General features: G+C 66.1%; 21 protein-coding genes. 7 read left to right on the top strand and 14 right to left on the bottom strand.

Annotated features, from left to right (window positions below; all coding sequences use genetic code 11):
* Nucleotides 1-72 precede the first annotated feature (72 nt).
* Nucleotides 73-693: an FMN-binding negative transcriptional regulator gene (locus tag PNI01S_RS08215; protein WP_084357801.1), complete on the bottom strand. Its 621-nt coding sequence runs from the start codon at nt 691-693 to the stop codon at nt 73-75.
* A gap of 214 nt (nt 694-907) precedes the next feature.
* Between PNI01S_RS08215 and PNI01S_RS08210 the strand changes: the two genes are divergently transcribed.
* The 3 genes from PNI01S_RS08210 (at nt 908) to PNI01S_RS08200 (ending at nt 4,492) form a co-directional block, all read left to right on the top strand.
* Nucleotides 908-2,101 (top strand): GGDEF domain-containing protein, encoded by a 1,194-nt coding sequence (locus PNI01S_RS08210; protein WP_065084028.1) that lies wholly within the window; start codon nt 908-910, stop codon nt 2,099-2,101.
* Nucleotides 2,102-2,207: 106 nt separating this feature from the next.
* Nucleotides 2,208-3,731, top strand: coding sequence for a sensor domain-containing diguanylate cyclase (locus tag PNI01S_RS08205; protein WP_024762456.1), 1,524 nt, complete (start codon nt 2,208-2,210; stop codon nt 3,729-3,731).
* Nucleotides 3,731-4,492 carry an SIR2 family NAD-dependent protein deacylase gene (locus tag PNI01S_RS08200; protein WP_089285780.1) on the top strand — a complete coding sequence of 254 codons (762 nt, stop codon included), beginning with the start codon at nt 3,731-3,733 and terminating at the stop codon, nt 4,490-4,492. Before PNI01S_RS08205 ends, PNI01S_RS08200 begins: the two co-directional genes overlap by 1 nt.
* 34 nt (nt 4,493-4,526) lie before the next feature.
* Here PNI01S_RS08200 and PNI01S_RS08195 read toward each other — a convergent pair whose 3' ends face one another.
* The 4 genes from PNI01S_RS08195 to PNI01S_RS08180 are packed head-to-tail and all read right to left on the bottom strand — an operon-like array spanning nt 4,527 to nt 8,701.
* Nucleotides 4,527-5,630 carry an agmatine deiminase family protein gene (locus PNI01S_RS08195; protein WP_084357799.1) on the bottom strand — a complete coding sequence of 368 codons (1,104 nt, stop codon included), beginning with the start codon at nt 5,628-5,630 and terminating at the stop codon, nt 4,527-4,529.
* 10 nt (nt 5,631-5,640) lie between these two features.
* Nucleotides 5,641-6,741: an extracellular solute-binding protein gene (locus PNI01S_RS08190; protein WP_089285756.1), complete on the bottom strand. Its 1,101-nt coding sequence runs from the start codon at nt 6,739-6,741 to the stop codon at nt 5,641-5,643.
* Nucleotides 6,742-6,743: 2 nt separating this feature from the next.
* Nucleotides 6,744-7,646, bottom strand: coding sequence for an N-carbamoylputrescine amidase (gene aguB, locus PNI01S_RS08185; RefSeq protein ID WP_084357797.1), 903 nt, complete (start codon nt 7,644-7,646; stop codon nt 6,744-6,746).
* Nucleotides 7,646-8,701 carry an agmatine deiminase family protein gene (locus tag PNI01S_RS08180; RefSeq protein ID WP_084357796.1) on the bottom strand — a complete coding sequence of 352 codons (1,056 nt, stop codon included), beginning with the start codon at nt 8,699-8,701 and terminating at the stop codon, nt 7,646-7,648. Before PNI01S_RS08180 ends, aguB begins: the two co-directional genes overlap by 1 nt.
* A gap of 133 nt (nt 8,702-8,834) precedes the next feature.
* Between PNI01S_RS08180 and PNI01S_RS08175 the strand changes: the two genes are divergently transcribed.
* The gene (locus PNI01S_RS08175; RefSeq protein ID WP_024762450.1) at nt 8,835-9,698 is read left to right on the top strand and encodes a LysR substrate-binding domain-containing protein; all 864 of its coding nucleotides are present in this window, start codon (nt 8,835-8,837) and stop codon (nt 9,696-9,698) included.
* A 112-nt stretch (nt 9,699-9,810) separates the two neighbouring features.
* Here the strand turns inward: PNI01S_RS08175 and PNI01S_RS08170 are convergent, their stop codons facing one another.
* Nucleotides 9,811-10,248: a helix-turn-helix domain-containing protein gene (locus PNI01S_RS08170; RefSeq protein WP_084357795.1), complete on the bottom strand. Its 438-nt coding sequence runs from the start codon at nt 10,246-10,248 to the stop codon at nt 9,811-9,813.
* Nucleotides 10,249-10,356: 108 nt separating this feature from the next.
* Here PNI01S_RS08170 and PNI01S_RS08165 point away from each other — a divergent pair, with 108 nt between their 5' ends.
* Complete coding sequence (locus PNI01S_RS08165) at nt 10,357-10,941, top strand: flavodoxin family protein (RefSeq protein WP_084357794.1); 585 nt, start codon at nt 10,357-10,359, stop codon at nt 10,939-10,941.
* A complete protein-coding gene (locus tag PNI01S_RS08160) occupies nt 10,938-11,162 on the top strand; it encodes a DUF2798 domain-containing protein (RefSeq protein WP_023102399.1) in 225 nt (74 codons plus the stop codon). The genes PNI01S_RS08165 and PNI01S_RS08160 overlap by 4 nt, the downstream gene beginning before the upstream one ends.
* A 62-nt stretch (nt 11,163-11,224) precedes the next feature.
* On the opposite strand, the gene PNI01S_RS08155 is transcribed toward PNI01S_RS08160, so the two are convergent.
* The gene (locus tag PNI01S_RS08155) at nt 11,225-11,641 is read right to left on the bottom strand and encodes a hypothetical protein (protein ID WP_023102398.1); all 417 of its coding nucleotides are present in this window, start codon (nt 11,639-11,641) and stop codon (nt 11,225-11,227) included.
* Nucleotides 11,642-11,882: 241 nt separating this feature from the next.
* On the opposite strand from PNI01S_RS08155, the gene PNI01S_RS08150 reads away from it, so the two are divergent.
* A complete protein-coding gene (locus PNI01S_RS08150; RefSeq protein WP_023102397.1) occupies nt 11,883-12,923 on the top strand; it encodes an alpha/beta fold hydrolase in 1,041 nt (346 codons plus the stop codon).
* Nucleotides 12,924-12,986: 63 nt separating this feature from the next.
* On the opposite strand, the gene PNI01S_RS08145 is transcribed toward PNI01S_RS08150, so the two are convergent.
* From PNI01S_RS08145 to PNI01S_RS08115, 7 genes are all read right to left on the bottom strand, one after another.
* Nucleotides 12,987-14,237, bottom strand: a complete 1,251-nt coding sequence (locus PNI01S_RS08145) for an OprD family porin (protein ID WP_023102396.1) — start codon at nt 14,235-14,237, stop codon at nt 12,987-12,989.
* Between the two features lie 79 nt (nt 14,238-14,316).
* Entirely contained in the window at nt 14,317-15,261 is a 945-nt protein-coding gene (locus PNI01S_RS08140) for an electron transfer flavoprotein subunit alpha/FixB family protein (protein WP_084357793.1), read from the bottom strand.
* Nucleotides 15,261-16,010 carry an electron transfer flavoprotein subunit beta/FixA family protein gene (locus tag PNI01S_RS08135; RefSeq protein ID WP_023102394.1) on the bottom strand — a complete coding sequence of 250 codons (750 nt, stop codon included), beginning with the start codon at nt 16,008-16,010 and terminating at the stop codon, nt 15,261-15,263. The genes PNI01S_RS08140 and PNI01S_RS08135 overlap by 1 nt, the downstream gene beginning before the upstream one ends.
* 73 nt (nt 16,011-16,083) lie before the next feature.
* Entirely contained in the window at nt 16,084-17,316 is a 1,233-nt protein-coding gene (locus PNI01S_RS08130; protein WP_023102393.1) for a CaiB/BaiF CoA transferase family protein, read from the bottom strand.
* Nucleotides 17,317-17,336: 20 nt separating this feature from the next.
* Nucleotides 17,337-18,539: a 3-oxoadipyl-CoA thiolase gene (locus PNI01S_RS08125; RefSeq protein ID WP_084357792.1), complete on the bottom strand. Its 1,203-nt coding sequence runs from the start codon at nt 18,537-18,539 to the stop codon at nt 17,337-17,339.
* 32 nt (nt 18,540-18,571) lie between these two features.
* A complete protein-coding gene (locus PNI01S_RS08120; protein ID WP_084357791.1) occupies nt 18,572-20,113 on the bottom strand; it encodes a 3-hydroxyacyl-CoA dehydrogenase in 1,542 nt (513 codons plus the stop codon).
* Complete coding sequence (locus tag PNI01S_RS08115; protein ID WP_084357790.1) at nt 20,110-20,886, bottom strand: enoyl-CoA hydratase; 777 nt, start codon at nt 20,884-20,886, stop codon at nt 20,110-20,112. Before PNI01S_RS08115 ends, PNI01S_RS08120 begins: the two co-directional genes overlap by 4 nt.
* Between the last annotated feature and the right edge of the window lie 98 nt (nt 20,887-20,984).

The raw sequence follows: 20,984 nt of genomic DNA, 5'->3' as shown, positions 1-20,984 counted from the left end.
TTCAGGCAGCCGACCTGCCAACCCCTTAAAACATGCAGACATGTCTACGACGGCCATCCGCACCCGCGGGCCTCATTCCATGGCGCGCTGCATCGCGGCGGAAAGTTCGCTGCTGCCAAGCTGTTCCAACCGCTCGGCGGCGCCCAGGCGATCACGTTCTTCCTTGTTCTGGCTGAGTTTGGACTTGCCGACGATCTCGCTGATTTCCACCTCGATGCCGACGATGTTGGCCAGCATGCCACTGATGAACTCCGGGGTGGAATCGCTCATCTTCCAGGGCTTCGCTTCACTGGCCTCGTGGGTGCGGGTCAGGCGGCCGACCACGCCGCGCACGAAGCGCTCCTCGTCCATGACCTTGAGGCGACCGCGCACGTGCACCACCTGGTAGTTCCAGGTCGGCACCTGGCGGTGTGCTTCGTGCTTGCTCGGGTACCAGTTGGGCGACACATAGGCGTGCTCGCCACGGAAAATCACCAGCACTTCCTCACCGTCGGATTCCTGCCACACGGGGTTGTTGCGGGCGACGTGGGCGCGCAGCAGCGGCCGCTCGGTGGAGAGTTCCAGTTCGAAGGGCAGATGATTGGCGTCCAGCAGGCCGCCATGACCGGTGACCAGGATGCCCAGGGGATACTCGCGGATCAGCCGGTGCAACTCGTCCGTCCGGGTTTCCTCGAAATGCGCGGGTACGTACATGAAAGGCCTCGACAGCAGGTGACAGCGATCATCATGCCGCGGTATTGGCACCTTATAAAGATCCATTGCCGACCCTGGCGACAGAGCCAATCCCCGGCGGCCGAAGATTTGGTACACCCTATGCATCACCCCGCTGGACGGCAATGGTGCCGCCCCCTACTCTAGCCCTTGGCCAGCATTCGCCCCGGACGGCAGACACAGGCTCCCACTCTCCATGACCGCACCCGAGTTTCCCGCCGCTCCTCCCCGGCAATCCCAGGGGAGAATTCCGCCGCGCCTGCACGATGCCTACAAGGCGTACGTGGTCCAGCATTACCGGCGTTTCCTGCTGGCGATCAACTTCATCGCCATGGCCGCCTACGACTCCTACGTGCTGGCCGACGCGCTGCTGATCCCGGACATGGCCAAGGAGTCCCTGCTTCTGCGCAGTGGCCTGAGCCTGATCGGCCTGCTCAATATCTTCCTGGTGTTCCGCTTCAGCCGCAGCGTGCTGGTGATGGACATGCTGATGCCGGTGCACGACATCATCTCCACCGTCGCCTGGTTCGAGCTGCTCAAGCGCAGTGCCTCGCCGGACGTGCCGTTCTTCCTCTATGCCTCGGTGGTGTTCATCTTGTTGGGCAACCTCGGCGTGCGTTATTCGTTCAAGGGCATCGCCGTGGTGTCGGCGATCATTTCGGCGATCATTCTCTACAACGTCTGGCTGATCCATGACGGGGCGACCAAGCCGCTGCTGATCTTCACCCTGGTGTACCTGCCCATCGCGCTGTTCAGCCTGTTCATCAGCTGGACCAACATCAAGGGCGTGCGCCAGGCATTCCTCGCCGATCTGGAGGAGCGCCGCCAGCGCACGGAGCTCGCCGCCCTCAACCTGCGCCTGCAGGAGCTGGCCACCACCGACGGTCTCACCGGCGTGGGCAACCGCCGTGCGCTGGACCTGCAACTCAATGAAAGCTGGCACGGCATGCGCGCCCACGGACGCCCCTTCGCCCTGCTGATGGCCGACATCGACTACTTCAAGCCGTACAACGACCATTACGGGCACCAGGCCGGTGACCGCTGCTTGTGCCAGGTGGCCGAGAATCTCGCCGGCACTCTGCGCGGCGGGCAGGCCAACGTCTATCGTTATGGCGGTGAGGAATTCGCCATCGTGCTGGAAGCGACCAGTGCCGAAGACCTGCGCTGCATCGCCGAACGATTGCGCGAACAGGTGGCGAGCCTGGGCATCGAGCACCTGCACCGGCCCGACAGCCTGCGTCAGTTGACGATCAGCCTCGGTGCGGCAATGGCCAACGAGGGCGGACTGCACGAACCGCGCGAGCTGCTCGCCCGCTGCGACCGGCATCTGTATATCGCCAAGCAGAAAGGTCGCAACCGTGTGCAACTCAGCGGCATGCCAGGCGTCTGACCACCATAGCCAACCCGGCACGTGCTGCCGGCGTCTCCCAGGACTGCGCCGGGCGATGTCCGCCCTGCGTGACGACCACCACAGGGAACGTCCCTACGAGGCCAGTGTGAAACGCGACATCCGCCTTGCCATCCTCCTGCTGTCGATCATCAGCCTGGCCGTCGCCATCGCCACGGCCTGGGAGCTGTGGTCGGCCCGCGAGCGCACGCTGGCGGAAACCACCACGCACAACCTCAACCTCACCCAGGCGCTGGACACCTACGTCGAGGGTATTGTCACGCAGAGCTCCATGCTGCTGCTCGGCATTGCCGAACGCCTGGAACACGAAGGCCTCGACGCTCCGCAGCTGCAACGCCTCAACGAACTGGTGCAGCGCCAGCAGCACCTGCTCGTGCAGCTCAATGGCGTCGGCATCTACGACGCCCAGGGCAACTGGCTGATGACCTCCACCGGCCCCTTCCCGCGCGGCTCCAACAGCGCCGACCGTGCGTACTTCATCCACCATCGCGACAACCCTTCGCTGGAGGCCTACATCGACGGACCGATCCACAGCCGCTCCACCGGCGTCTGGGTAATCACCGTCAGCCGCCGCTACAACGACGCCCAGGGCAACTTTGCCGGGGTGATAGTGGCGGCGCTCGGCGTGCAGGACTTCCTGCGCCTGTTCGGCAAGATCGATATCGGCAGGACCGGCGCCATCGGTGTTGCCACCAGCAGCGGCCAGGTGCTGGTGCGCTATCCCTTCCGCGAGAGCGACATGGGCCGCGTGCTCTCGCGCTCGCCGATCTTCACCCAGTACCTGGATGAAACCACGGTCGGCAGCGCCACCTTCGCGTCCTCCCTCGATGGCGTCGAGCGCATCTATGCCTTCCGCAAGAACGAGCGCTACCCACTGGTGACTTCCGTCGCCCTGGGCAAGGACGAAGCCCTGGCCGCCTGGCGCGCCGACGCCTGGCGCACGGTCGCCATCGCCTTCGGCCTGCTGATGGTCATCGTGGTGATCGGCAGCCTGCTGATCCTCGCCATCCAGCGCCGCATCGGCACCGAACGCCTGCTGCGCGACGCCCGCGAAGACCTGATCAAGGCCAACCGCCAGCTGGAAGTCCTCGCCTCCCGCGACCCCCTGACCGGCCTGGAGAACCGCCGCAGCTTCGACGACCACCTGATCGCCGAACTGCGCCGCGCCCACCGGGAGCGCACGCCGCTGGGACTGCTGCTGATCGACGTCGACCACTTCAAGCGCTTCAACGACACCTACGGTCACCCCGCCGGCGACGACTGTTTGCGTCGCATCGGTCGCGTCCTCGCCGACAGCGTCCGCCGCCCCGCTGATCTTGCGGCGCGCTATGGCGGCGAGGAACTCGCCGTGATCCTGCCCCATACCGGCCCCGATGGCGCCCAGGCCGTGGCCGAGCAGTTCATGCAGCGCCTGCAGACGGCCAACCTCACCCACGCCGGCAGCCCGCTGGGCCGAATCACCGCCAGCATCGGCATCGCCACCCTGCCCGGCGGCAGCGACAGTAGCCCGCAGGCGCTAATCGAAGCCGCCGACCGCGCGTTGTACCGTGCCAAGGCCGCTGGCCGCAATCGCCTGGAAAATGCCCCCACGCTGCCGGGAGCCGCACCGTGATATTCGAACCCGCCCTGCTCGACGCCCTGCGCAACGCCCATCACGTGGTGGTATTCACCGGTGCCGGTGTTTCCGCCGAGAGTGGTGTCCCCACCTTCCGCGACCGCCTCAGCGGGCTGTGGCAGCGTTTCGACGCCGCATCCCTGGCCACCGCCCAGGCGTTCCGTGCCGACCCGCCGCTGGTCTGGGGCTGGTATGAATGGCGACGCAGCGTCGTCCATCGCGCGCAGCCCAATCCCGCTCACCTGGCCATCGCAGCGCTGGCGGGCAAGGTGCCGAAGTTCACGCTGATCACCCAGAACGTCGACGATCTCCACGAGCGCGCCGGCAGCCACGACGTCACCCACCTGCACGGCCAATTGGAACGCCCTCGCTGTTTCGACTGCCAGCGCGAACCCGACGCAGCGCTGCCGGTTCCGGATGAGCCTGAGGCAGGGCGCCGCGTACCGCCGCCGGCCTGCGCCCATTGCGGCGGCCCGCTGCGCCCCGGCGTGGTGTGGTTCGGCGAAGGCCTGCCGATGAATGCCCTCAACCACGCCTTCCAGGCCGCCGAAGACTGCGACCTGCTGATCTCCGTGGGCACCTCCGGCGTGGTCTACCCGGCGGCCGAAGTCCCGCAGATCGCCTGGCGCGCCGGGGCCACCGTCCTGCACATCAACCCCGCACCGGGCCCGCTGCATGGCGAACGCGACTTCGCCCTCGCCAGCGCGGCGGGCACGGCCCTGCCAGCTTTGCTCAACGAGGCTTTCGCCGAGCGCTGATCGCGCGACGAAGAGCCCGGCAGCACGACGCGGCTTACACCGCCGGCATCTGCAACGTCACGCAATGGATGCCGCCGCCACCGGCGGCGATCGGGTCGATGTTCAGCTGCACGATCTCCCGGTCCGGGTACAGCTCGCTGAGCAAGGCATGGCAATGCTCGTCCGCCGCCGCATCGCCAAACTTCGGCGCAATCACCCCGCCATTCACCGGCAGGTAGTTGATGTAACCGGCTGCGAAATCCGGGTTGTCGCGGCTGTAGGCGCTGGGCTTGGGCTTCATCGGCGGCGGCAGCGTGTGCAGCTTCAGCGGACGGCCATCGGCATCCGTAGCGGTCTTGAGGATGTCCAGGTGGCGGCGGGTGACAGCGTGGTCATAGGACTGCGGATCGTTGTCCAGGTTGACCACCACCACGCCCGGCTCGACGAAGCGCGCGTAGAAGTCCACGTGCGCATCGGTGATGTCCTTGCCACGGATGCCCGGCAGCCAGATCACCTTGCGCAGCCCCAGCATGCGCTTGAGTTCCGCCTCGATTCGAGGGCGCGACCAGCCAGGATTGCGGTTGTCGTTGACCCAGCAGCTTTCGGTGAAGATCGCCGTGCCGTGGCCATCCACCTCGATGCCGCCGCCCTCCCCGCACAGCTCGCTGACGATGGCCTTGGCCTCCAGGTCTTCGGCCAGTGCCGCCGACACTTCACGGTCGCGCTCGGCGTGCTGCTTGCCGCCCCAGCCGTTGAAGTTGAAGTCGGCCAGCGCCAGGCCGCCCGAGGTGCCGTCGACAAGGAAGCAACCGCCGTAGTCGCGCACCCAGATGTCATCCACCGGCACCGGCAGGAAGTCGACATTCTGCCCACCGCAGGCACGCTTGGCCTCGGCCTGCTGCTCCGGCCGGCAGAGCACCGTCACCGGCTGGAACTCGGCAATGGCGCGGGCCAGCCGCGCCACGGTGGCGTTGACGTCCGCGGCGATGTCTTCCCAGACGTCGGCGCTCGCCGCGTAAGCGACGTACACCCGCTCCTGCTTGCGGTGTTCGTCGGGCATGGTCCATTTGCCCGCGGCCAGGGCGACGCGCCCCAACCCCAGGCCGAGCCCGGCGGCCAGCGTGATGCCGGTGCCGAGCAGGTTTCTGCGTGTCATCATCCTCGCCTCCTCAACCGCCGGTGCCGGTCTTGAAACTGGTCCAGGTACGCATCCGCGCGCGCATGTCGCGCTGGGGGATGTCCTTGCCGGGGAACAGCCGCGCGTAGGCCTTCTCATCAAGATAGATGTCCGGGTTGTCGCGCATGCTCGCCTCGACCATCGGCCGCGCCTTGGCGTTGGAGGTCGGATAACCGGTGGCGTTGCTGATCGCGGCCATCACCTCCGGGCGCATCAGGTAGTTGATCAGCGCATAGGCGTATTCCGGGTGCGGCGCGTCGACGGGAATGGCCATGGTGTCCATCCACACCGAGGTGCCTTCGCGCGGGACGCGGTACTCGAAGCGCTCGGGCTTCTTCGCATCAATGGCCGCCCGTTGCGACTGGGTGACGTCGCCGCTGTAGCCCAGCGACAGGCACAGGTCGCCATTGACCAGCTGGGTGACCGGCTGCGACTGGAACTTGCGGATGTACGGGCGGATGCCGTTGAGCAGCGCCAGGGCGTCCGCCAGGTCCTGCGGCTTGCAGCTGCGCGGGTCGCGGCCGAGGTAGTTGAGCACCACGGCCAGCACTTCGTCCGGCGAGTCGATCATGGAGATGCCGCAATCGGCGAAGCGCTTGGCCACTTCCGGCTTGAACAGCATGTCCAGGCTGTTCACCGGCGCGCCGGGCATGCGCTGTTCGATCTTCGCCTGGTTGTAGGTCAGGCCGATGCTGCCCCAGGTATAGGGCACCACCGCGTGGCGCGAGTACGGGTACTGGGTCTGCAGCGTCTGCAGGCCCGGCTCGATATCGGCCAGCTGCGTCAGCTTGCTGTCGTCGAGCTTCTGCAGGGCGCCGGCACGCATCAGCCGCTCGGCCACGGTGTCGCCGGGGAAGACCAGGTCGTAGCCGCTGTGCCCGGCCATCATCTTGGCTTCCAGCGTCTCGCTGCTGTCCATCACGTCGTAGATGACGCGGATGCCGGTTTCCCTGGTGAAATTCGCCAGCGTGTCAGGGGCGAAGTAGTCCGCCCAGTTGAACAGGCGCAGGACCTTCTCCTCCTCCGCCACGGCCGGTTGCAGGACGCACGCCAGGGACAACCCCAACGCGCCGATCAGCAGGTGCTTGTTCATGGTCAGACTCCTTGCCAGCGTGGGTGCAGGTGGCGGCCATCGAGGCCGAGCAGAGGGCCGTACATTTCCGGGCGGCGGTCGCGGTACACGCCCCAGGTCAGGCGCTCTTCGCGGGCCAGGTCCAGGTCCAGCTCCTGCACCAGAACGGCGGCCTCGTTGAGCCCGGCCTCGGCCAGCAGCGCGCCTTTGTGGTCAGTGATGAAGGACGAACCGTAGAAGCGCATGCGCAGCGCGTCATCGCTGGGCGCCACTTCCTCGCCGATACGATTGGCGGCCAGCACCGGCAGCAGGTTGGCGGCGGCGTGGCCGCGCTGGGCGGTCTGCCAGTGATCGCGAGAATCCAGTTGTTCCGCGCCCGGCTCGGAGCCGATGGCGGTGGGGAACAGCAGCAGCTCCGCGCCCTGCAGTGCCAGGCAGCGGGCGGTCTCGGGGAACCACTGGTCCCAGCAGATGCCCACGCCGATGCGCCCAACGGCGGTGCCCCAGACGCGGAAACCGGTATCGCCGGGGCTGAAGTACTCCTTCTCCTGGTAGCCGATGGCGTTGGGGATGTGCGTCTTGCGGTACACGCCGAGCAGGCTGCCGTCGGCATCGGCCACGGTCAGCGAGTTGAAGTAGGCGTTGCCGGCGCGCTCGAACCAGCTGATCGGCAGCACCACGTTCAACTCCGCCGCCAGGCTGGCGAAGCGTTGCAGCAGCGGGCTGTCGTCGTAGGGCTGGGCCAGCGCGAGGTGGGCGTGGTCCTGCTCGATGCAGAAGTACGGGGTGGCGAACAGCTCGGGCAGGAGGATCAACCTTGCCCCGGCCGCCGCCGCCGCGCGCACGTGGCGCTCAGCTTCGGCAAGGTTACGCGGCAGGTCCCAACTGCAGGAGAACTGCAGCACGGCGACGGTCAGCTTGCTCATCACAGGCCTCCCAGCGGCCAGGCCGGCTGCTGCTGGGTAATGCAGTGCACGCCGCCGCCACCGTGGGCCAGGTTATTGATGCGCACCGGCACCACTTCGCGACCGGGGAAGGCGCGGGCCAGCACGGCAGCGGCTTCGTCGTCGGCAGCGATGCCATAGGCCGGCATGATCACCGCGCCGTTGGCCAGGTAGAAGTTGGTGTAGGACGCGCAGAACACCTCGGCCTCCGGGTCCACCGCCGCGCTGGCCTCGAACAGCTCGATCAGCTCGAAGGAACGACCCTTGGCGTCGCTGGCCAGTTCCAGCGCGCGGCGGTTCTCGCGGGCGACTTCGGCGTAGGTGCCGAAAGCGTCGTGGGTAGCATCCACCAGCAGCACGCCGGGGCGGGCGAAGGCGCACACACCGTCGACGTGGCCGTCGGTCATGTCCCCGGTAACGTACTGCGGGTCGCCCGGCAGCCAGATGGTCTTGGTCACGCCCAGCAGGCGGGAGAAGATTTCCTCCATCTCGCGCTTGCTCACGCCGGCGTTGCGGTTGGGGTTGAGCAGCACCGACTCGGTGGTGATCAGCGTGCCCTCGCCGTCCACATGAATCGCCCCGCCCTCGTTGGCCAGTGGCGTGCCGAAGCAGTCCAGGCCGAGGTGGTTGAGGATGCGCCGGCCCAGGCCTTCGTCCAGGGTATGCTCGGACTTGCCGCCCCAGGCGTTGAAGCGCCAGCTCACACCGGCCACGCCATGCTGCGGATGGCAGACGAAGGTCGGCCCGGAGTCGCGGCACCAGCTGTCGTCGATGGGCAGCGGCACCAGCTCGACGTTCGGCCCGCAGAGTTCGGCGGCGCGGGCGACGGCGGACGGGTCCACCACCAGCTTCACCGGCTCGAAGCGGGCAATGGCATTGGCCACTCGGGCGAAGTCTTCCTGCACCTGTTCCAGGGTGACGCGCCAGCCGCCCTCCCAGAGCGGACGATTGTGCGGGAAAGCCATCCAGGTCGCCGCGTGGTTGACCCATTCGGCAGGCATGCGCCAGCCGTTCTGCCTATCGTCATTGCGATGCATATTCAAACCTTTGGTAAGGAATTTTTATCGGAAGAAAAGGATTAAGCGGCGCCTGATGACCATGCTAGGCCTGTAAAAACGCGACAACAAACGATAGATTTTGCGCAAATCTGATTAGGCGAACTTATCGATCATGCTCAAGCACTGGCCACCCCTGAATGCCCTGCGCGGCTTTGAAGCCGCCGCGCGCCTGGGCAGCTTCCACAAGGCCGCCGAGGAGCTGCACCTCACCCAGTCGGCCATCAGCCAGCAGATCCGCAGCCTGGAAAGCTTCGTCGAGCAGCCGCTGTTCTACCGCTCCGGGCGCAAGGTGGCGCTGACCGACGCCGGCGCCGACCTGCTCAGCACCACGCAATCCATGCTGCAGCAACTGGCCGTGGGCATCCGCCGCCTGGACCAGTACCGCAAGCCCAACCAGCTGGTGGTCAACACCACCCCGGCCTTCGCCCGCCACTGGCTGGTGCCGCGCCTGGGCGACTTCCACGCGCGCCATCCGCAGATCGACCTGTGGCTGCTGACCACCGACGAAACCCCGGACATGGCCTCCCAGACCATCGACATCGCGGTGCGCGACGACCTCACCGCCCAGGCCGAATGCCGCTTCCGCGTGCTGCTGGAGGATCGTCTCTACCCGGCCTGCCATCCATCCGTACTGGCACAGGCGGAGCCGTCGCGCACCACCCTGCACGGTGAACGGGAGATGGACTGGGCGCACTGGCAGGTGCAGGGCGGCGCGGATGTCGGCCAGCGCAGCGAGGGGCTGAACTTCTCCGATCCCGGATTGCTGCTGGATGCGGCGAGCCAGGGCCTGGGCATCGCGCTGGTGAGCCAGTTGCTGGCGGGGGATGCACGGCAGAATGGCTTGCTGGCCCCACTCAGCGAGCAGACTGTGCGCGGGCCGAACTGGTCGCTGCTGGTGCATCAGCAGAGCGAGCGGAATGCGCAGGCGCAGGGGTTCTGCGAGTGGCTGTCGGCCGCACTTGGCGTTTCCTTGTAGGGGCGGGCCATGTCCGCGATCCGCTGGCAGGGCCGGCGCCGGACGGGACTCAAGCAAGAATCAGACGCCCCCTAGCTCTGTGCCAACCGATACCACCCTCTCTCCAGCCCCATCAGACAGCACCCTTCCCCTTCCTCAACCGCCCCCGCGCCTTCTTCCCCTCCAGCGCACTCTTCGCCGCCGCCTTCACCAGGCGCTGGAAGGTCGGGCACTCGGCGTGGCTGGGCGCCGGACAGGCCGCGGCGTGGCGCAATCCCCGGCTCATCGCTTGCAGGCGCCTGATCGTGGCATCCAGCTCGTCCGCCTTGGCCGCCAGCATAGTCCGGTCGATGTTCGTTCCGCCGCCGCCGGAAAACATCGAGCGGATATCGTCCAGGCTGAAACCCGCTGTCTGCCCCAGGGTGATCAGCGCCAGCTGGTCGAGAATCTGCGAGGCGAACTGGCGGCGCGCGCCGGGCTTCGCCAGGGAGACGATCAACCCCTTCTCCTCGTAGAAACGCAGGGTAGATGCCGGCACGCCGGAGCGTTTCGCCACATCGGCGATGTCCATGGATCACCTCTTGACTTCAAGTTCACTTGAACTTGTAGGGTCACGCCAAAGCCCATCCCGGTCAACCCAGGATTGGGCTTTCACCTTGCGTGCACCCACGGAGAAGCCATGAAAACCATTGCCATCGTCTACCACAGCGCCAGCGGCCGTACCGAGCGCATCGCCCAGACCATCGCCAGCGGAGCGCGCCTTGTCTCCCGCTGCGACGTGCAGCTGCTCAGGGCCCAGGAGCTGATCGGACGCCCGGACGCCCTCCTCGCCTACCACGGCCTGATCTTTGGCTCCCCCACCTATCTGGGCGGCGTCTCGGCAGCGCTGAAAGCTCTGATGGACGCCACCGGACCGTTGTGGCGCCAACAGAAGCTGCGCGGCCGCCTCGCCGCCGGCTTCACCGTTTCCGCGCTGCCGGCGGGCGACAAGCAGTCCACGCTGATCTCGCTGTTCACCTTCTGCATGCAGCACGGGATGCTCTGGGCCGGCAACCCGATCCTCCCCGAACAGCATCTGGGCGTGCCTCCGGAAGAGGCGGCCAACCGCCTGGGTTCCTGGTCCGGCCTGATGGTCCAGGCCGACAAGACCGCGCCGGACTTCTGCCCCGGCGATCTGAAGACCGCGCGCTTGTTCGGCCAACACTTTGCCGAAACCCTCAGCCGTCTTCACCAGCCCCAGCTCGAACAGGAGGCTCAAGCATGATCGCGCGCCGATACGCTCCGCTGCTGTTCGCGCTGATTCTGTCCGGGGTGATGAGCCTGCTGGTCTCCGGCCTTGCCACCGGGCGCGCCGTCGGCCTCGCACCAGGCTTCGCCCATCTCTGGCTCGGCGCCTGGCTCACCAGTTGGAGCATTGCCTTCCCGCTGGTGTTGGTCATCGCCCCGCTGACGCGCCGCCTCGTGGAGAAGCTGGTTCGCGCTTAGGGGCGGACTCCGTCTGTGCTCGACATCCGCCCGCAGAAGTCCAGCCAGGAATCCCTGCCGGCTTACTGCCGAATCCCGTCAGTGAACCGGCAGAAGCCGTCACGCACCGCGCCTTCGGTGGTGTACATCCCCCCCAGGGTGACGAAGACGTAGCTTACCTTGGAGCCGGAGCCCGCCTTTTCCACCACGATGTTCAACGGTGCGTTCCGGCTGCTCAGGATGACGCCCTGGTAGGCGGAGATGGTGCCGCTCTTCTCGTCGGCGGTCTGGATGGTGAAGCCCTCCTTCACCAGGGTCTTCTGCGCCCGGTCGAACACCTTGGCGTAGGGCATGTCGAGCTGGACGTTGGACGTGAAGGTCTTGCCGGCGATGAAGCCGCCCTCGGTGTTGAAGTTGTCTTCGCACTGCTTGCCGGTCTTCTGGTGCGCGCAGCCCTGCAACAGGGTGGCGGCGAGCAGAATCATCGTGATTCGTCGCATCATCGTTCCTTGATCTCGTGGGGCCGCCATCCCTGCGGGTCTACAGCGGCGAAGGGGTTTTATAAGCCGAGGGCCCGCACCCTGACCAGACTTTTCCTTGCTCGGTGAGAGGTTCGACACGGGAAGAATCGCCAATAACACGCTCAAGCACGCACTTTCGCACCATTCGTCCCGGAGTTTTCCCAGCAGTCGATTCATCCTCGCCTACGCTTTGTTCGGCCCACCCCAACAAGGAAAAGACATGTCGGAGTATTTCGATAGCAGCCGCCGCGACCTGATGCGCCTGGCAGCGGTGGCACTCGCCGCCACCCAATTGCCAGCCGTCGCCCTGGCTGCCAGCGAGAAGAGCAAGACCACCGCGTCGCTGAAGGCCGGCACACACACCACCTTCAAGGCGCTCAAGCAGATCGATGCAGGCCTGCTCAATGTCGGCTATGCCGAAGATGGCCCGGCGGATGGCCCGGCGGTGATCCTGCTGCATGGCTGGCCGTACGACATCTACAGCTTCGTCGACGTAGCGCCGGCGCTGGCCGCACAAGGCTTGCGGGTGATCGTTCCGTGGCTGCGCGGCTATGGCAGCACGCATTTCCTCTCGGAGCAGACGATGCGCAACGGCCAACCCGCCGCGGTAGCCAGCGACATCATCGCGCTGATGGATGCGCTGAAGATCGACAAGGCCGTGCTCGCCGGCTTCGACTGGGGCGCGCGCACCGCCGATATCATCGCCGCCCTCTGGCCCGAACGCTGCAAGGCGCTGGTAGCAGTCAGCGGCTACCTGATCGGCAACCAGGCGGCCGGCCAGCAACCGCTACCGCCGGAAGCCGAGTTTCTCTGGTGGTACCAGTTCTACTTCGCCACCGAGCGCGGCGCCGCCGGCTACGCGAAGAACACCCGCGACTTCACCCGGCTGATCTGGAAGCAGGCCTCCCCCAAGTGGGACTTCGATGAAGCTACCTTCGAGCGCAGCGCCAAGGCGTTCGAAAACCCCGACCACGTCGCCATCACCCTCCACAATTACCGCTGGCGGCAGAACCTGGCGGCAGGCGAAGCGCAGTATGACGAGCTGGAACAGAAGCTCGCCAAGGCCCCGCCGATCAGCGTGCCGACCATCACCCTGGAAGGCGACGCCAACGGCGCGTTCCATCCGCCACCCAAGGCCTACGCGGCCAAATTCACCGGCCACTACGAGCATCGCACGCTGACCGGAGGCATCGGCCACAACCTGCCGCAGGAAGCACCGGCGGCATTCGCCAAGGCCGTCGTCGACGTCAGCACGTGGTAAGGCCCAGCTCGAACGCATAAAAAAGCCCCGCCTGAGCGGGGCTTTTCGGTGCTGCCTGGCGCGTTACCAGATCGGCAAGGTATAGCTGACGATGAAGCGGGTCTCGTCCATGTCATTGCCGAAACTGCTGCGGAAGGTGCTGTTGCGCAGCTTGAAGCCGACGTTCTTCAGCGGGCCGCTCTGCACGAGGTAGCCGACGTCGGTGTCGCGCTCCCATTCCTTGCCGTTGCCCTGGCCGTTCAGCAGGTCGATGTTGTCGCCGCGCAGGTAGCGGGTCATCAGGCTCAGGCCGGGCAGCCCGTAGGAGGCGAAGTTGAAGTCGTAGCGCAGCTGCCAGGAGCGTTCGTCCTTGTTGGCGAAGTCGCCGATCTGCACGTAGTTGACCAGGTACGGATCGGTGCCCGACAGGTAGGCGAAGCCGGTGTCGCCGGACATGCGCTGCAGGCCCAGGCCGAACGCCTGGTTGCCCAGCTTGTAGGTGAACATGGCGTTGAGCGCGCGATTGTCGACGTTGCTGCCGCCATCGTCGGTGGAACGTGCCCAGCGGATGTCGGACTTCAGCGATTGGCCCTCGGCAATCGGCAGCGTGTGCACAAGGCTCACGTAGTGCTGACGATAGAGGTCTTCTAGGTTGGCATAGTGGTAGCTGGTGCTCAGCTGGCTGCTCCAGCGATAGGTGCCGCCGGCGATGTTGAAGCGGTCGCTGGTCAGGTGGCTGCCGGCGACGATGTTGCGCTTGTTGCCGCGGGTCATCGACAGGTCTTCGTTGTTGGACGAATCGCGCTGCTTCACCTCGCGCAGCTGGCCGAGTTGCAGGTCGAGGTCGTCGAGTTCCTTCGACTCCACCAGCGCGCCCTGGAAGGTCTGCGGCAGCAGGCGGGTGTCGTTGTACTGCACCACCGGCAGTTTGGGCAGCAGCGTGCCGACCTTCAGCGTGCTCTTGGACACGCGCAGCTTGGCGGTCAGGCCGAGGTCGCTGTAGTCGTCGGCGGCGCGCTTGTCGCTGGCCGAGTACGGCAGCAGGCCGGAGCCGGAACGGTCCGGGCTGGAATCCAGTTTCAGGCCCAGCAGGCCGAGGGCATCGACGCCCACGCCGACGTTGCCCTCGGTGTAGCCCGACTCGTAGCGCAGCAGGAAGCCCTGGGCCCACTCTTCGGATTTGGACTGCGCGGCACCGCTCTGGCGGTAGTCGCGGTTGAAGTAGAAGTTGCGTGCTTCGATGCTGGCCTTGCTGTCGGCGAGGAAATCCGCATGGGCGAACGAGGGCAGCAGCGCCAGTCCGGAGACCAGCACAGGGGTACGACGATTTTTCATTGTTCTTGTTTCTTTCTACTGGGGAGTTGGCAAAACGCCGGGCCGATGACAGCTGGCCCGGCCAGGGGAATGAGCAGGATCAGAGGGTCTTTTCCAGCTCCGGTACGGCTTCGAACAGGTCGGCAACCAGGCCGTAGTCGGCGACCTGGAAGATCGGTGCCTCTTCGTCCTTGTTGATCGCCACGATCACTTTCGAATCCTTCATGCCCGCCAGGTGCTGGATGGCGCCGGAAATGCCGACGGCCACGTACAGCTGCGGAGCGACGATCTTGCCGGTCTGGCCGACCTGCATGTCGTTCGGCACGAAGCCGGCGTCGACCGCGGCGCGGGAAGCGCCGACGGCAGCGCCCAGCTTGTCAGCCAGGGAGTAGAGGATCTTGAAGTTGTCGCCATTGCCCATGCCACGGCCGCCGGATACGACGATCCTGGCAGCGGTCAGTTCCGGACGGTCGGACTTGGCCAGTTCTTCGCCAACGAAGGCGGACTTGCCGGCATCGGCCGGGCCGGAAACGGCTTCAACAGCGGCGGAGCCACCTTCGGCAGCAACGGCGTCGAAGCCGGTGCCACGCACGGTGATGACCTTGACGGCAGCCGAGGACTGCACGGTAGCGATGGCGTTACCGGCGTAGATCGGGCGCTTGAAGGTATCGGCGCTGACGACTTCGATGATCTCGGAGATCTGGTCGACGTCCAGCAGGGCGGCAACGCGCGGCAGGAAGTTCTTGCCGTTGGTGGTGGCGGCGGCCAGCACGTGGCTGTAGCCCTTGCCCCCCTCTCCGTTCACAAGAGCGGCGATCAGCGGAGCCACATTCTCCGGCAGTTGGTGAGCGTAGGCTGCGTTGTCGGCGACCAGCACCTTGGCAACACCAGCGATCCTGGCAGCGGCTTCAGCCACGCCACCGACGTTATGGCCTGCGACCAGGACGGCGATATCGCCCCCGATCTTCTGCGCGGCGGCAACGGTATTCAGCGTCGCGGCGCCCAGCGCGCCATTCGAATGTTCTGCAACAACCAGCACAGTCATCAGATCACCTTCGCTTCGTTCTTCAGTTTCTCGACCAGTTCGGCCACCGATTTCACCTTGATGCCGGCGCTGCGCGCGGCAGGCGCTTCGACCTTGAGAGTCTTCACGGTCGAGGCCGTGGAGACACCCAGCGCGTCAGGGGGGAGGAATTCCAGCGGCTTCTTCTTCGCCTTCATGATATTCGGCAGCGACGCGTAGCGCGGCTCGTTCAGGCGCAGGTCGGTGGTGACGATGGCCGGCAGGTTCAGGGCAACGGTCTGCAGGCCGCCGTCGATTTCACGGGTGACGTTGACCTTGTCGCCAGCGACTTCGACCTTGGAGGCGAAGGTGCCTTGCGCGTAGCCGGTCAGCGCGGCCAGCATCTGGCCGGTCTGGTTGTTGTCGCTGTCGATGGCCTGCTTGCCGAGGATGACCAGCTGCGGCTGCTCTTTGTCGACCAGAGCTTTAAGGGCCTTGGCGACAGCCAGGGAGTTCAGTTCTTCGTTGCTCTCGACCAGCACCGCACGGTCGGCACCCAGCGCCAGAGCAGTGCGCAATTGTTCCTGCGCGCCACTCGGGCCGACCGAGACCACCACGATCTCGCTGGCGACGCCCTTCTCTTTCAGGCGTACGGCCTCTTCCACGGCGATTTCGCAGAAGGGGTTCATGGACATCTTGACGTTGGCGAGATCGACGCCGGAGTTGTCCGCCTTGACGCGGACCTTGACGTTGTAATCAACCACGCGTTTTACCGCGACCAGTACTTTCATCAGTTGTTTCCTTGGCTGACGCCGGTTTGTATCGGCGCTGCGGTTGGGGGTGGTTCGGGTGAAGGCCTCAGGATTATCCCAACTGCTCGATCACACCCTCGGCCTTCAACTGCGCCAGGCGTGCGTCATCGATCCCCAGGCGGCGCTTGAGCACCTCGTCGGTGTGCTCGCCGAGCATGGGCGCCGGGCGCTGGTATTCCACCGGCGTCTCGGACAATTTCAGCGGGCTGCCGACCATGCGGAACGCCGGGTTCTGCGCGTGGGGAATCTCCACCAGCATGTCGCGGGCGACCACCTGCGGCTCGTCCAGCGCGCGGCCGATGTCGTTGATCACGCCGACCGGCACCTTCATCGCGTGGATGCGTTTCACCCAGTTATCGGCGGTGTCGCCCTGGAAGTGCTCGGCGAGCTTGCCGACGATGATGTCGCGGTTGCGCACGCGGTCGGCATTGCGGGTGAAGCGCGGGTCTTTCGGCAATTCCGGCAGGCCGATGGCGTCGCACAGAGAGACGAACTGGCTGTCGTTGCCGCAGGCGATGATGAAGTCCATGTCCTTCGCGCTGAACACCTGGTACGGCACGATGTTGACGTGGGCATTGCCCTGGCGGCCCGGCGAGCGCCCGGTGGCGAGGTAGTTCTGGCTCTGGTTGCCGAGCATGGCGACCTGCACGTCCAGCAGCGCCATGTCGCAGTGCTGGCCGCGGCCGGTCTTCTCGCGGGCCAGCAGCGCGGCCTGGATGGCGACCACCGAGTACAGGCCGGTCATCACGTCGGATACGGCGACACCGACTTTCTGCGGGCCCGCGCCGGGCACGCCGTCCTTCTCGCCGGTGATGCTCATCAAGCCGCCCATGCCCTGGATGATGAAGTCGTAGCCGGGCTCCTCGGCGCGCGGGCCGGTCTGGCCGAAACCGGTGATGGAGCAGTAGACCAGGCGCGGATTCACTTTCGACAGGCTCTCGTAGTCAAGCCCGTACTTGGCCAGCGAACCGGCCTTGTAGTTCTCGATCAGCACGTCGCACTCGCAGGCCAGGGCGCGCACCAGCGCCTGCCCTTCTTCGGTGGCCAGGTTCAGCGCCACCGACAGCTTGTTGCGGTTGGTGGACTGGTAGTACGCCGCCTCGGAGCTGTCCGAGCCGTCGGCGGCTTTCATGTAGGGCGGGCCCCAGCCGCGGGTGTCGTCCCCCACGCCGGGCCGTTCGATCTTGATCACTTCCGCGCCCAGGTCGGCCAGCACCTGGCCGCACCAGGGCCCGGCCAGCACGCGGCTGAGGTCGAGTACGCGGTATCCGCTCAAAGCACCCATCTTCAACTCCTCTCTGGCGCTCAGGCGCGCTCGATAACCATGGCGAGCCCCTGGCCCACGCCGATGCACAGGCTGATCACCGCATAGCGTTGACCGCTGCGCTGCAGTTGGCGCGCCACGCTCAGCGCCAGCCGCGCGCCGGAGGCGCCCAGCGGGTGGCCGACGGCGATGGCGCCGCCATTGGGGTTGACCCGCGCATCGTCGAAGTCGACACCCAGACCGTGCAGGCAACCGAGCACCTGGGAAGCGAAAGCCTCGTTGATCTCGATGATGTCCATGTCGGCCAGGGTCAGGTTGGCGCGGGCCAGCGCCTTGTTGATCGCCTCGACCGGGCCGACACCCATGATGCGCGGCTCGACGCCGACCGCCGCCGCCGAAAGAATCCGCGCCAGCGGCTTGAGGCCGTGGCGTTCGCCCGCCTCTGCCGAGCCGATCAGCAATGCGGCGGCGCCGTCGTTGACGCCGGAAGCGTTGCCCGCGGTGACCACCCCGCCCTCGGACAGCGGCTTGAGGCGCGCCAACGCGGATTCATCGGAAGATGGACGCGGATGCTCGTCCTGCTCGACCACATTCGGCGGCGTCTTGCGCCCGGTCGGCACGCTGACCGGAAGGATTTCCCCGGCAAAGAAACCGGCCTGGCGGGCGGCTTCAAAGTTGGCCTGGGAACGGGCAGCGAAGCGGTCGGCCTGCTCGCGGCTGATGCCGAATTCACGGGCTACGTTGTCGCCAGTCTCCGGCATGCTGTCGTTGCCGAACCCGGCAACGATCTTCGGGTTGGGGAAGCGCGCACCGATGGTGCTGTCGAATACTGTCAGGTCACGGCTGTACGCCGCCTCGGCCTTGGCCATGACGAAGGGCGCGCGGGACATGCTTTCCACACCGCCAGCGACGAACAGCGCGCCTTCACCACAGGTCACGGCGCGCGCTGCATCGATTACCGCCGCCAGACCACTGGCGCACAGGCGGTTCACCGTCTGGCCCGGCACGGTCACCGGCAGGCCGGCGAGCAGTGCGGCATGGCGGGCGATGTTGCGGCTGTCTTCACCGGCCTGGTTGGTGTTGCCGAGGATCACGTCCTCGATGGCTTCGCCCGGCACCTTGGTGCTGGCCAGCAGCTCGCGGATCACCTGGGCGATCAGATCGTCCGGGCGCACCGGCGCCAGGGCGCCGCCATGGCGACCGAAGGGCGTGCGCAGGCCGGCGTAGATATAAGCATTGAGCATCGGTATCTCCTTGAATCGGTAGGCGCCGGGCTTCAGCCCAGCGCAGGCTCAGCGTGGCGCAGCGACAGTCCCAGCGCAGCGCGGCGGCGCAGCCACGGACCGGGGCGGTAGCGGGCATCGCCGGTCAGGTCGGTCATGCGTTCGAGAATGGTCAGCAGGCGCGCCGGGCCGACGCTGTCGCCCCAGGCCAGCGGACCTTGCGGGTAGCCCAGGCCACGGCGCACGCCTTCGTCGAGGTCGTCGAGGCTGGCGATGCGCTGCTGGACGATATCGCCGGCCAGGTTGACGATCAGCGCCAGTACGCGCTGGGCGACGAAGCCGACGCTGTCATTGATGAGCGTGACACCTGCACCGTCCGCCGCCAGCAGCGCATGGGCGGCATCGCGCATGGCCGGGGCAGTCGCCGGGTTCTGCATCAGGCAGCGGTGGCGCTGCAGGTCCAGCAGCAGGTCGATGCAGACGGTGCGTGCCGGGTCGGTGCCGAAGTTCTGGCAGGCCGTGGTTGCGTCCACACCATAAGGGGCGAGCAGGCACAGCGCCTCGCTACTGGGGTGGCCGCCCTGCTCCAGGGTCGCACCGAGTTTCTTCAGCAGTTCGCCGAGCAACTCGCGGTCCTGGTCGTTCTCCGCACCGATCCACACCGGCGGCAGCGCGGCCACGCTCGGCACCGGTTGCGGTGCCGGCGGGTCGATCATCTTGCCGTCTGCATAGCGATAGAAGCCGCGGCCGACCTTGCGACCGACGAAGCCGGCCTCGAGCATCTGCCGGGTCAGCGCCGCCGGGCGATAGCGCGGCTCCTGGTAGAACTGGTTGTAGATGGACTCGATCACCGGGTGGGAAACGTCCAGCGCGGTGAGGTCGAACAGCTCCAGCGGCCCCATGCGGAAGCCCAGGCCTTCGCGCAGGATGCGGTCGATATCGGCCGGTTCGGCGATGGCTTCCTTGAGCATCTGCAGGGCTTCGGTGCTATAGGCCCGGCCGGCGTGGTTGATGATGAAGCCAGGAGTGTCCTTGGCGCGGATGCCGCGATGGCCCATGCGCGCGGCCAGCGCCACCAGTCTGTCGCCGACCAGCGGGTCGCTGGCCAGGCCGTCGATCACCTCGACCACCTTCATCAGCGGCACCGGGTTGAAGAAGTGGAAGCCTGCCACCCGCTCCGGATGCTGGCAACCACGGGCGATGCTGGTGACCGACAGCGACGAGGTGTTGGTGGCGAGGATGCAGTCGGCGCTGACCACGGCTTCCAGATCGGCCAGCAGCGCCTGCTTGGCATCGAGACGCTCGATGATCGCCTCGACCACCAGATCAGAATCGGCCAGCTCGCCCAGGGAACCGGCAACCAGCAAACGAGCCAGGGTGGCGTCGGCTTCGGCAGAAGTGATCTTGCCCTTCTCCGCCAGCTTGGCGAGGGTGCGACCGAGGTTTTCACGCGCGGTTTGGGCCGCACCGTCACGGGCATCGAAGAGTTTCACCTGGATGCCGGCCTGGGCGGCGATCTGGGCGATACCGCTGCCCATGACTCCCGTACCGACGATGGCCATGCGCTCAATACCGAAAGAAAGGGTCATGCTCATTCCCCCAGGAAATTGGCTTTGCGTTTTTCGAGGAAGGCGGCGGCGCCCTCTTTCTGGTCTTTCGAGTCGAACAGCAACTGGAAGGCCTTGCGCTCAAGCGTCAACGCACTGTCCAGCGGCAGATCGGCACCGGCGAGCATCACTTCCTTGATCTGTGCCACGGCCAGCGGCGGCAGCGCGGCGATCTCAGCGGCCAGTTCCAGCGCGCGGGGCAGCGTGCGCGAGTCTTCCACCACTTCACTGAGCATGCCGATGGCCAGGGCCTCGGGCGCCTTGACCAGGCAGCCGGTCAGGGCGATGCGCATTGCCTGGAACTTGCCCACGGCGCGGATCAACCGCTGGGTGCCGCCGGCACCGGGCATCAGGCCGAGTTTCACTTCCGGCTGACCAAAGCGTGCCGACTCGCCGGCGACGATGATGTCGCAGTGCATTGCCAGCTCGCAGCCGCCGCCCAGGGCAAAACCGTTCACCGCAGCGATCACCGGCTTGGGGCAACGGGAAATCGCTTCCCACAGCAGTTCGGTGTGGCGACGGTACATCTCGATGGGGCTGGCCTGGGCGAATTCACGGATGTCAGCGCCGGCGACGAAGCACTCCTCTCCCCCGGTCAGCACCACCGCGCGAACCTCAGGGTTATCGCTCAGGGCGCGGAAGTGCTCGGCCAGTTGCTGGCGCACCGCAGCATTGAGGGCGTTTTTGGCTTCCGGGCGGTCGATGCGGACAACCGCCACGCCGTTGGCCTGGATATCGAGATGAACCACGCTGGTACTCATGAAAGCTGTGACCTCACTTTGTTTCGTCTGCCGAAACTAAATTCCGTATTTCGATTTCATCATAGTGATCCTGGATCGGCGCTGTAAACGGTGCTGAG

This window comes from Pseudomonas nitroreducens NBRC 12694, from assembly GCF_002091755.1.
Lineage (GTDB): Bacteria > Pseudomonadota > Gammaproteobacteria > Pseudomonadales > Pseudomonadaceae > Pseudomonas > Pseudomonas nitroreducens.
Note: the sequence above shows the minus strand (reverse complement) of the source record. Positions and strands in the feature narration are given on the sequence as shown.

What these genes read in the sequence shown, in the direction of transcription:
- PNI01S_RS08215 (WP_084357801.1), bottom strand. Translation starts at nt 693, where the DNA reads ATGTACGTACCCGCGCATTTCGAGGAAACCCGGACGGACGAGTTGCAC.
- PNI01S_RS08210 (WP_065084028.1), top strand. Translation starts at nt 908, where the DNA reads ATGACCGCACCCGAGTTTCCCGCCGCTCCTCCCCGGCAATCCCAGGGG.
- PNI01S_RS08195 (WP_084357799.1), bottom strand. Translation starts at nt 5,630, where the DNA reads ATGATGACACGCAGAAACCTGCTCGGCACCGGCATCACGCTGGCCGCC.
- PNI01S_RS08190 (WP_089285756.1), bottom strand. Translation starts at nt 6,741, where the DNA reads ATGAACAAGCACCTGCTGATCGGCGCGTTGGGGTTGTCCCTGGCGTGC.
- aguB (WP_084357797.1), bottom strand. Translation starts at nt 7,646, where the DNA reads ATGAGCAAGCTGACCGTCGCCGTGCTGCAGTTCTCCTGCAGTTGGGAC.
- PNI01S_RS08180 (WP_084357796.1), bottom strand. Translation starts at nt 8,701, where the DNA reads ATGCATCGCAATGACGATAGGCAGAACGGCTGGCGCATGCCTGCCGAA.
- PNI01S_RS08175 (WP_024762450.1), top strand. Translation starts at nt 8,835, where the DNA reads ATGCTCAAGCACTGGCCACCCCTGAATGCCCTGCGCGGCTTTGAAGCC.
- PNI01S_RS08170 (WP_084357795.1), bottom strand. Translation starts at nt 10,248, where the DNA reads ATGGACATCGCCGATGTGGCGAAACGCTCCGGCGTGCCGGCATCTACC.
- PNI01S_RS08165 (WP_084357794.1), top strand. Translation starts at nt 10,357, where the DNA reads ATGAAAACCATTGCCATCGTCTACCACAGCGCCAGCGGCCGTACCGAG.
- PNI01S_RS08160 (WP_023102399.1), top strand. Translation starts at nt 10,938, where the DNA reads ATGATCGCGCGCCGATACGCTCCGCTGCTGTTCGCGCTGATTCTGTCC.
- PNI01S_RS08155 (WP_023102398.1), bottom strand. Translation starts at nt 11,641, where the DNA reads ATGCGACGAATCACGATGATTCTGCTCGCCGCCACCCTGTTGCAGGGC.
- PNI01S_RS08150 (WP_023102397.1), top strand. Translation starts at nt 11,883, where the DNA reads ATGTCGGAGTATTTCGATAGCAGCCGCCGCGACCTGATGCGCCTGGCA.
- PNI01S_RS08145 (WP_023102396.1), bottom strand. Translation starts at nt 14,237, where the DNA reads ATGAAAAATCGTCGTACCCCTGTGCTGGTCTCCGGACTGGCGCTGCTG.
- PNI01S_RS08140 (WP_084357793.1), bottom strand. Translation starts at nt 15,261, where the DNA reads ATGACTGTGCTGGTTGTTGCAGAACATTCGAATGGCGCGCTGGGCGCC.
- PNI01S_RS08135 (WP_023102394.1), bottom strand. Translation starts at nt 16,010, where the DNA reads ATGAAAGTACTGGTCGCGGTAAAACGCGTGGTTGATTACAACGTCAAG.
- PNI01S_RS08130 (WP_023102393.1), bottom strand. Translation starts at nt 17,316, where the DNA reads ATGGGTGCTTTGAGCGGATACCGCGTACTCGACCTCAGCCGCGTGCTG.
- PNI01S_RS08125 (WP_084357792.1), bottom strand. Translation starts at nt 18,539, where the DNA reads ATGCTCAATGCTTATATCTACGCCGGCCTGCGCACGCCCTTCGGTCGC.
- PNI01S_RS08120 (WP_084357791.1), bottom strand. Translation starts at nt 20,113, where the DNA reads ATGAGCATGACCCTTTCTTTCGGTATTGAGCGCATGGCCATCGTCGGT.
- PNI01S_RS08115 (WP_084357790.1), bottom strand. Translation starts at nt 20,886, where the DNA reads ATGAGTACCAGCGTGGTTCATCTCGATATCCAGGCCAACGGCGTGGCG.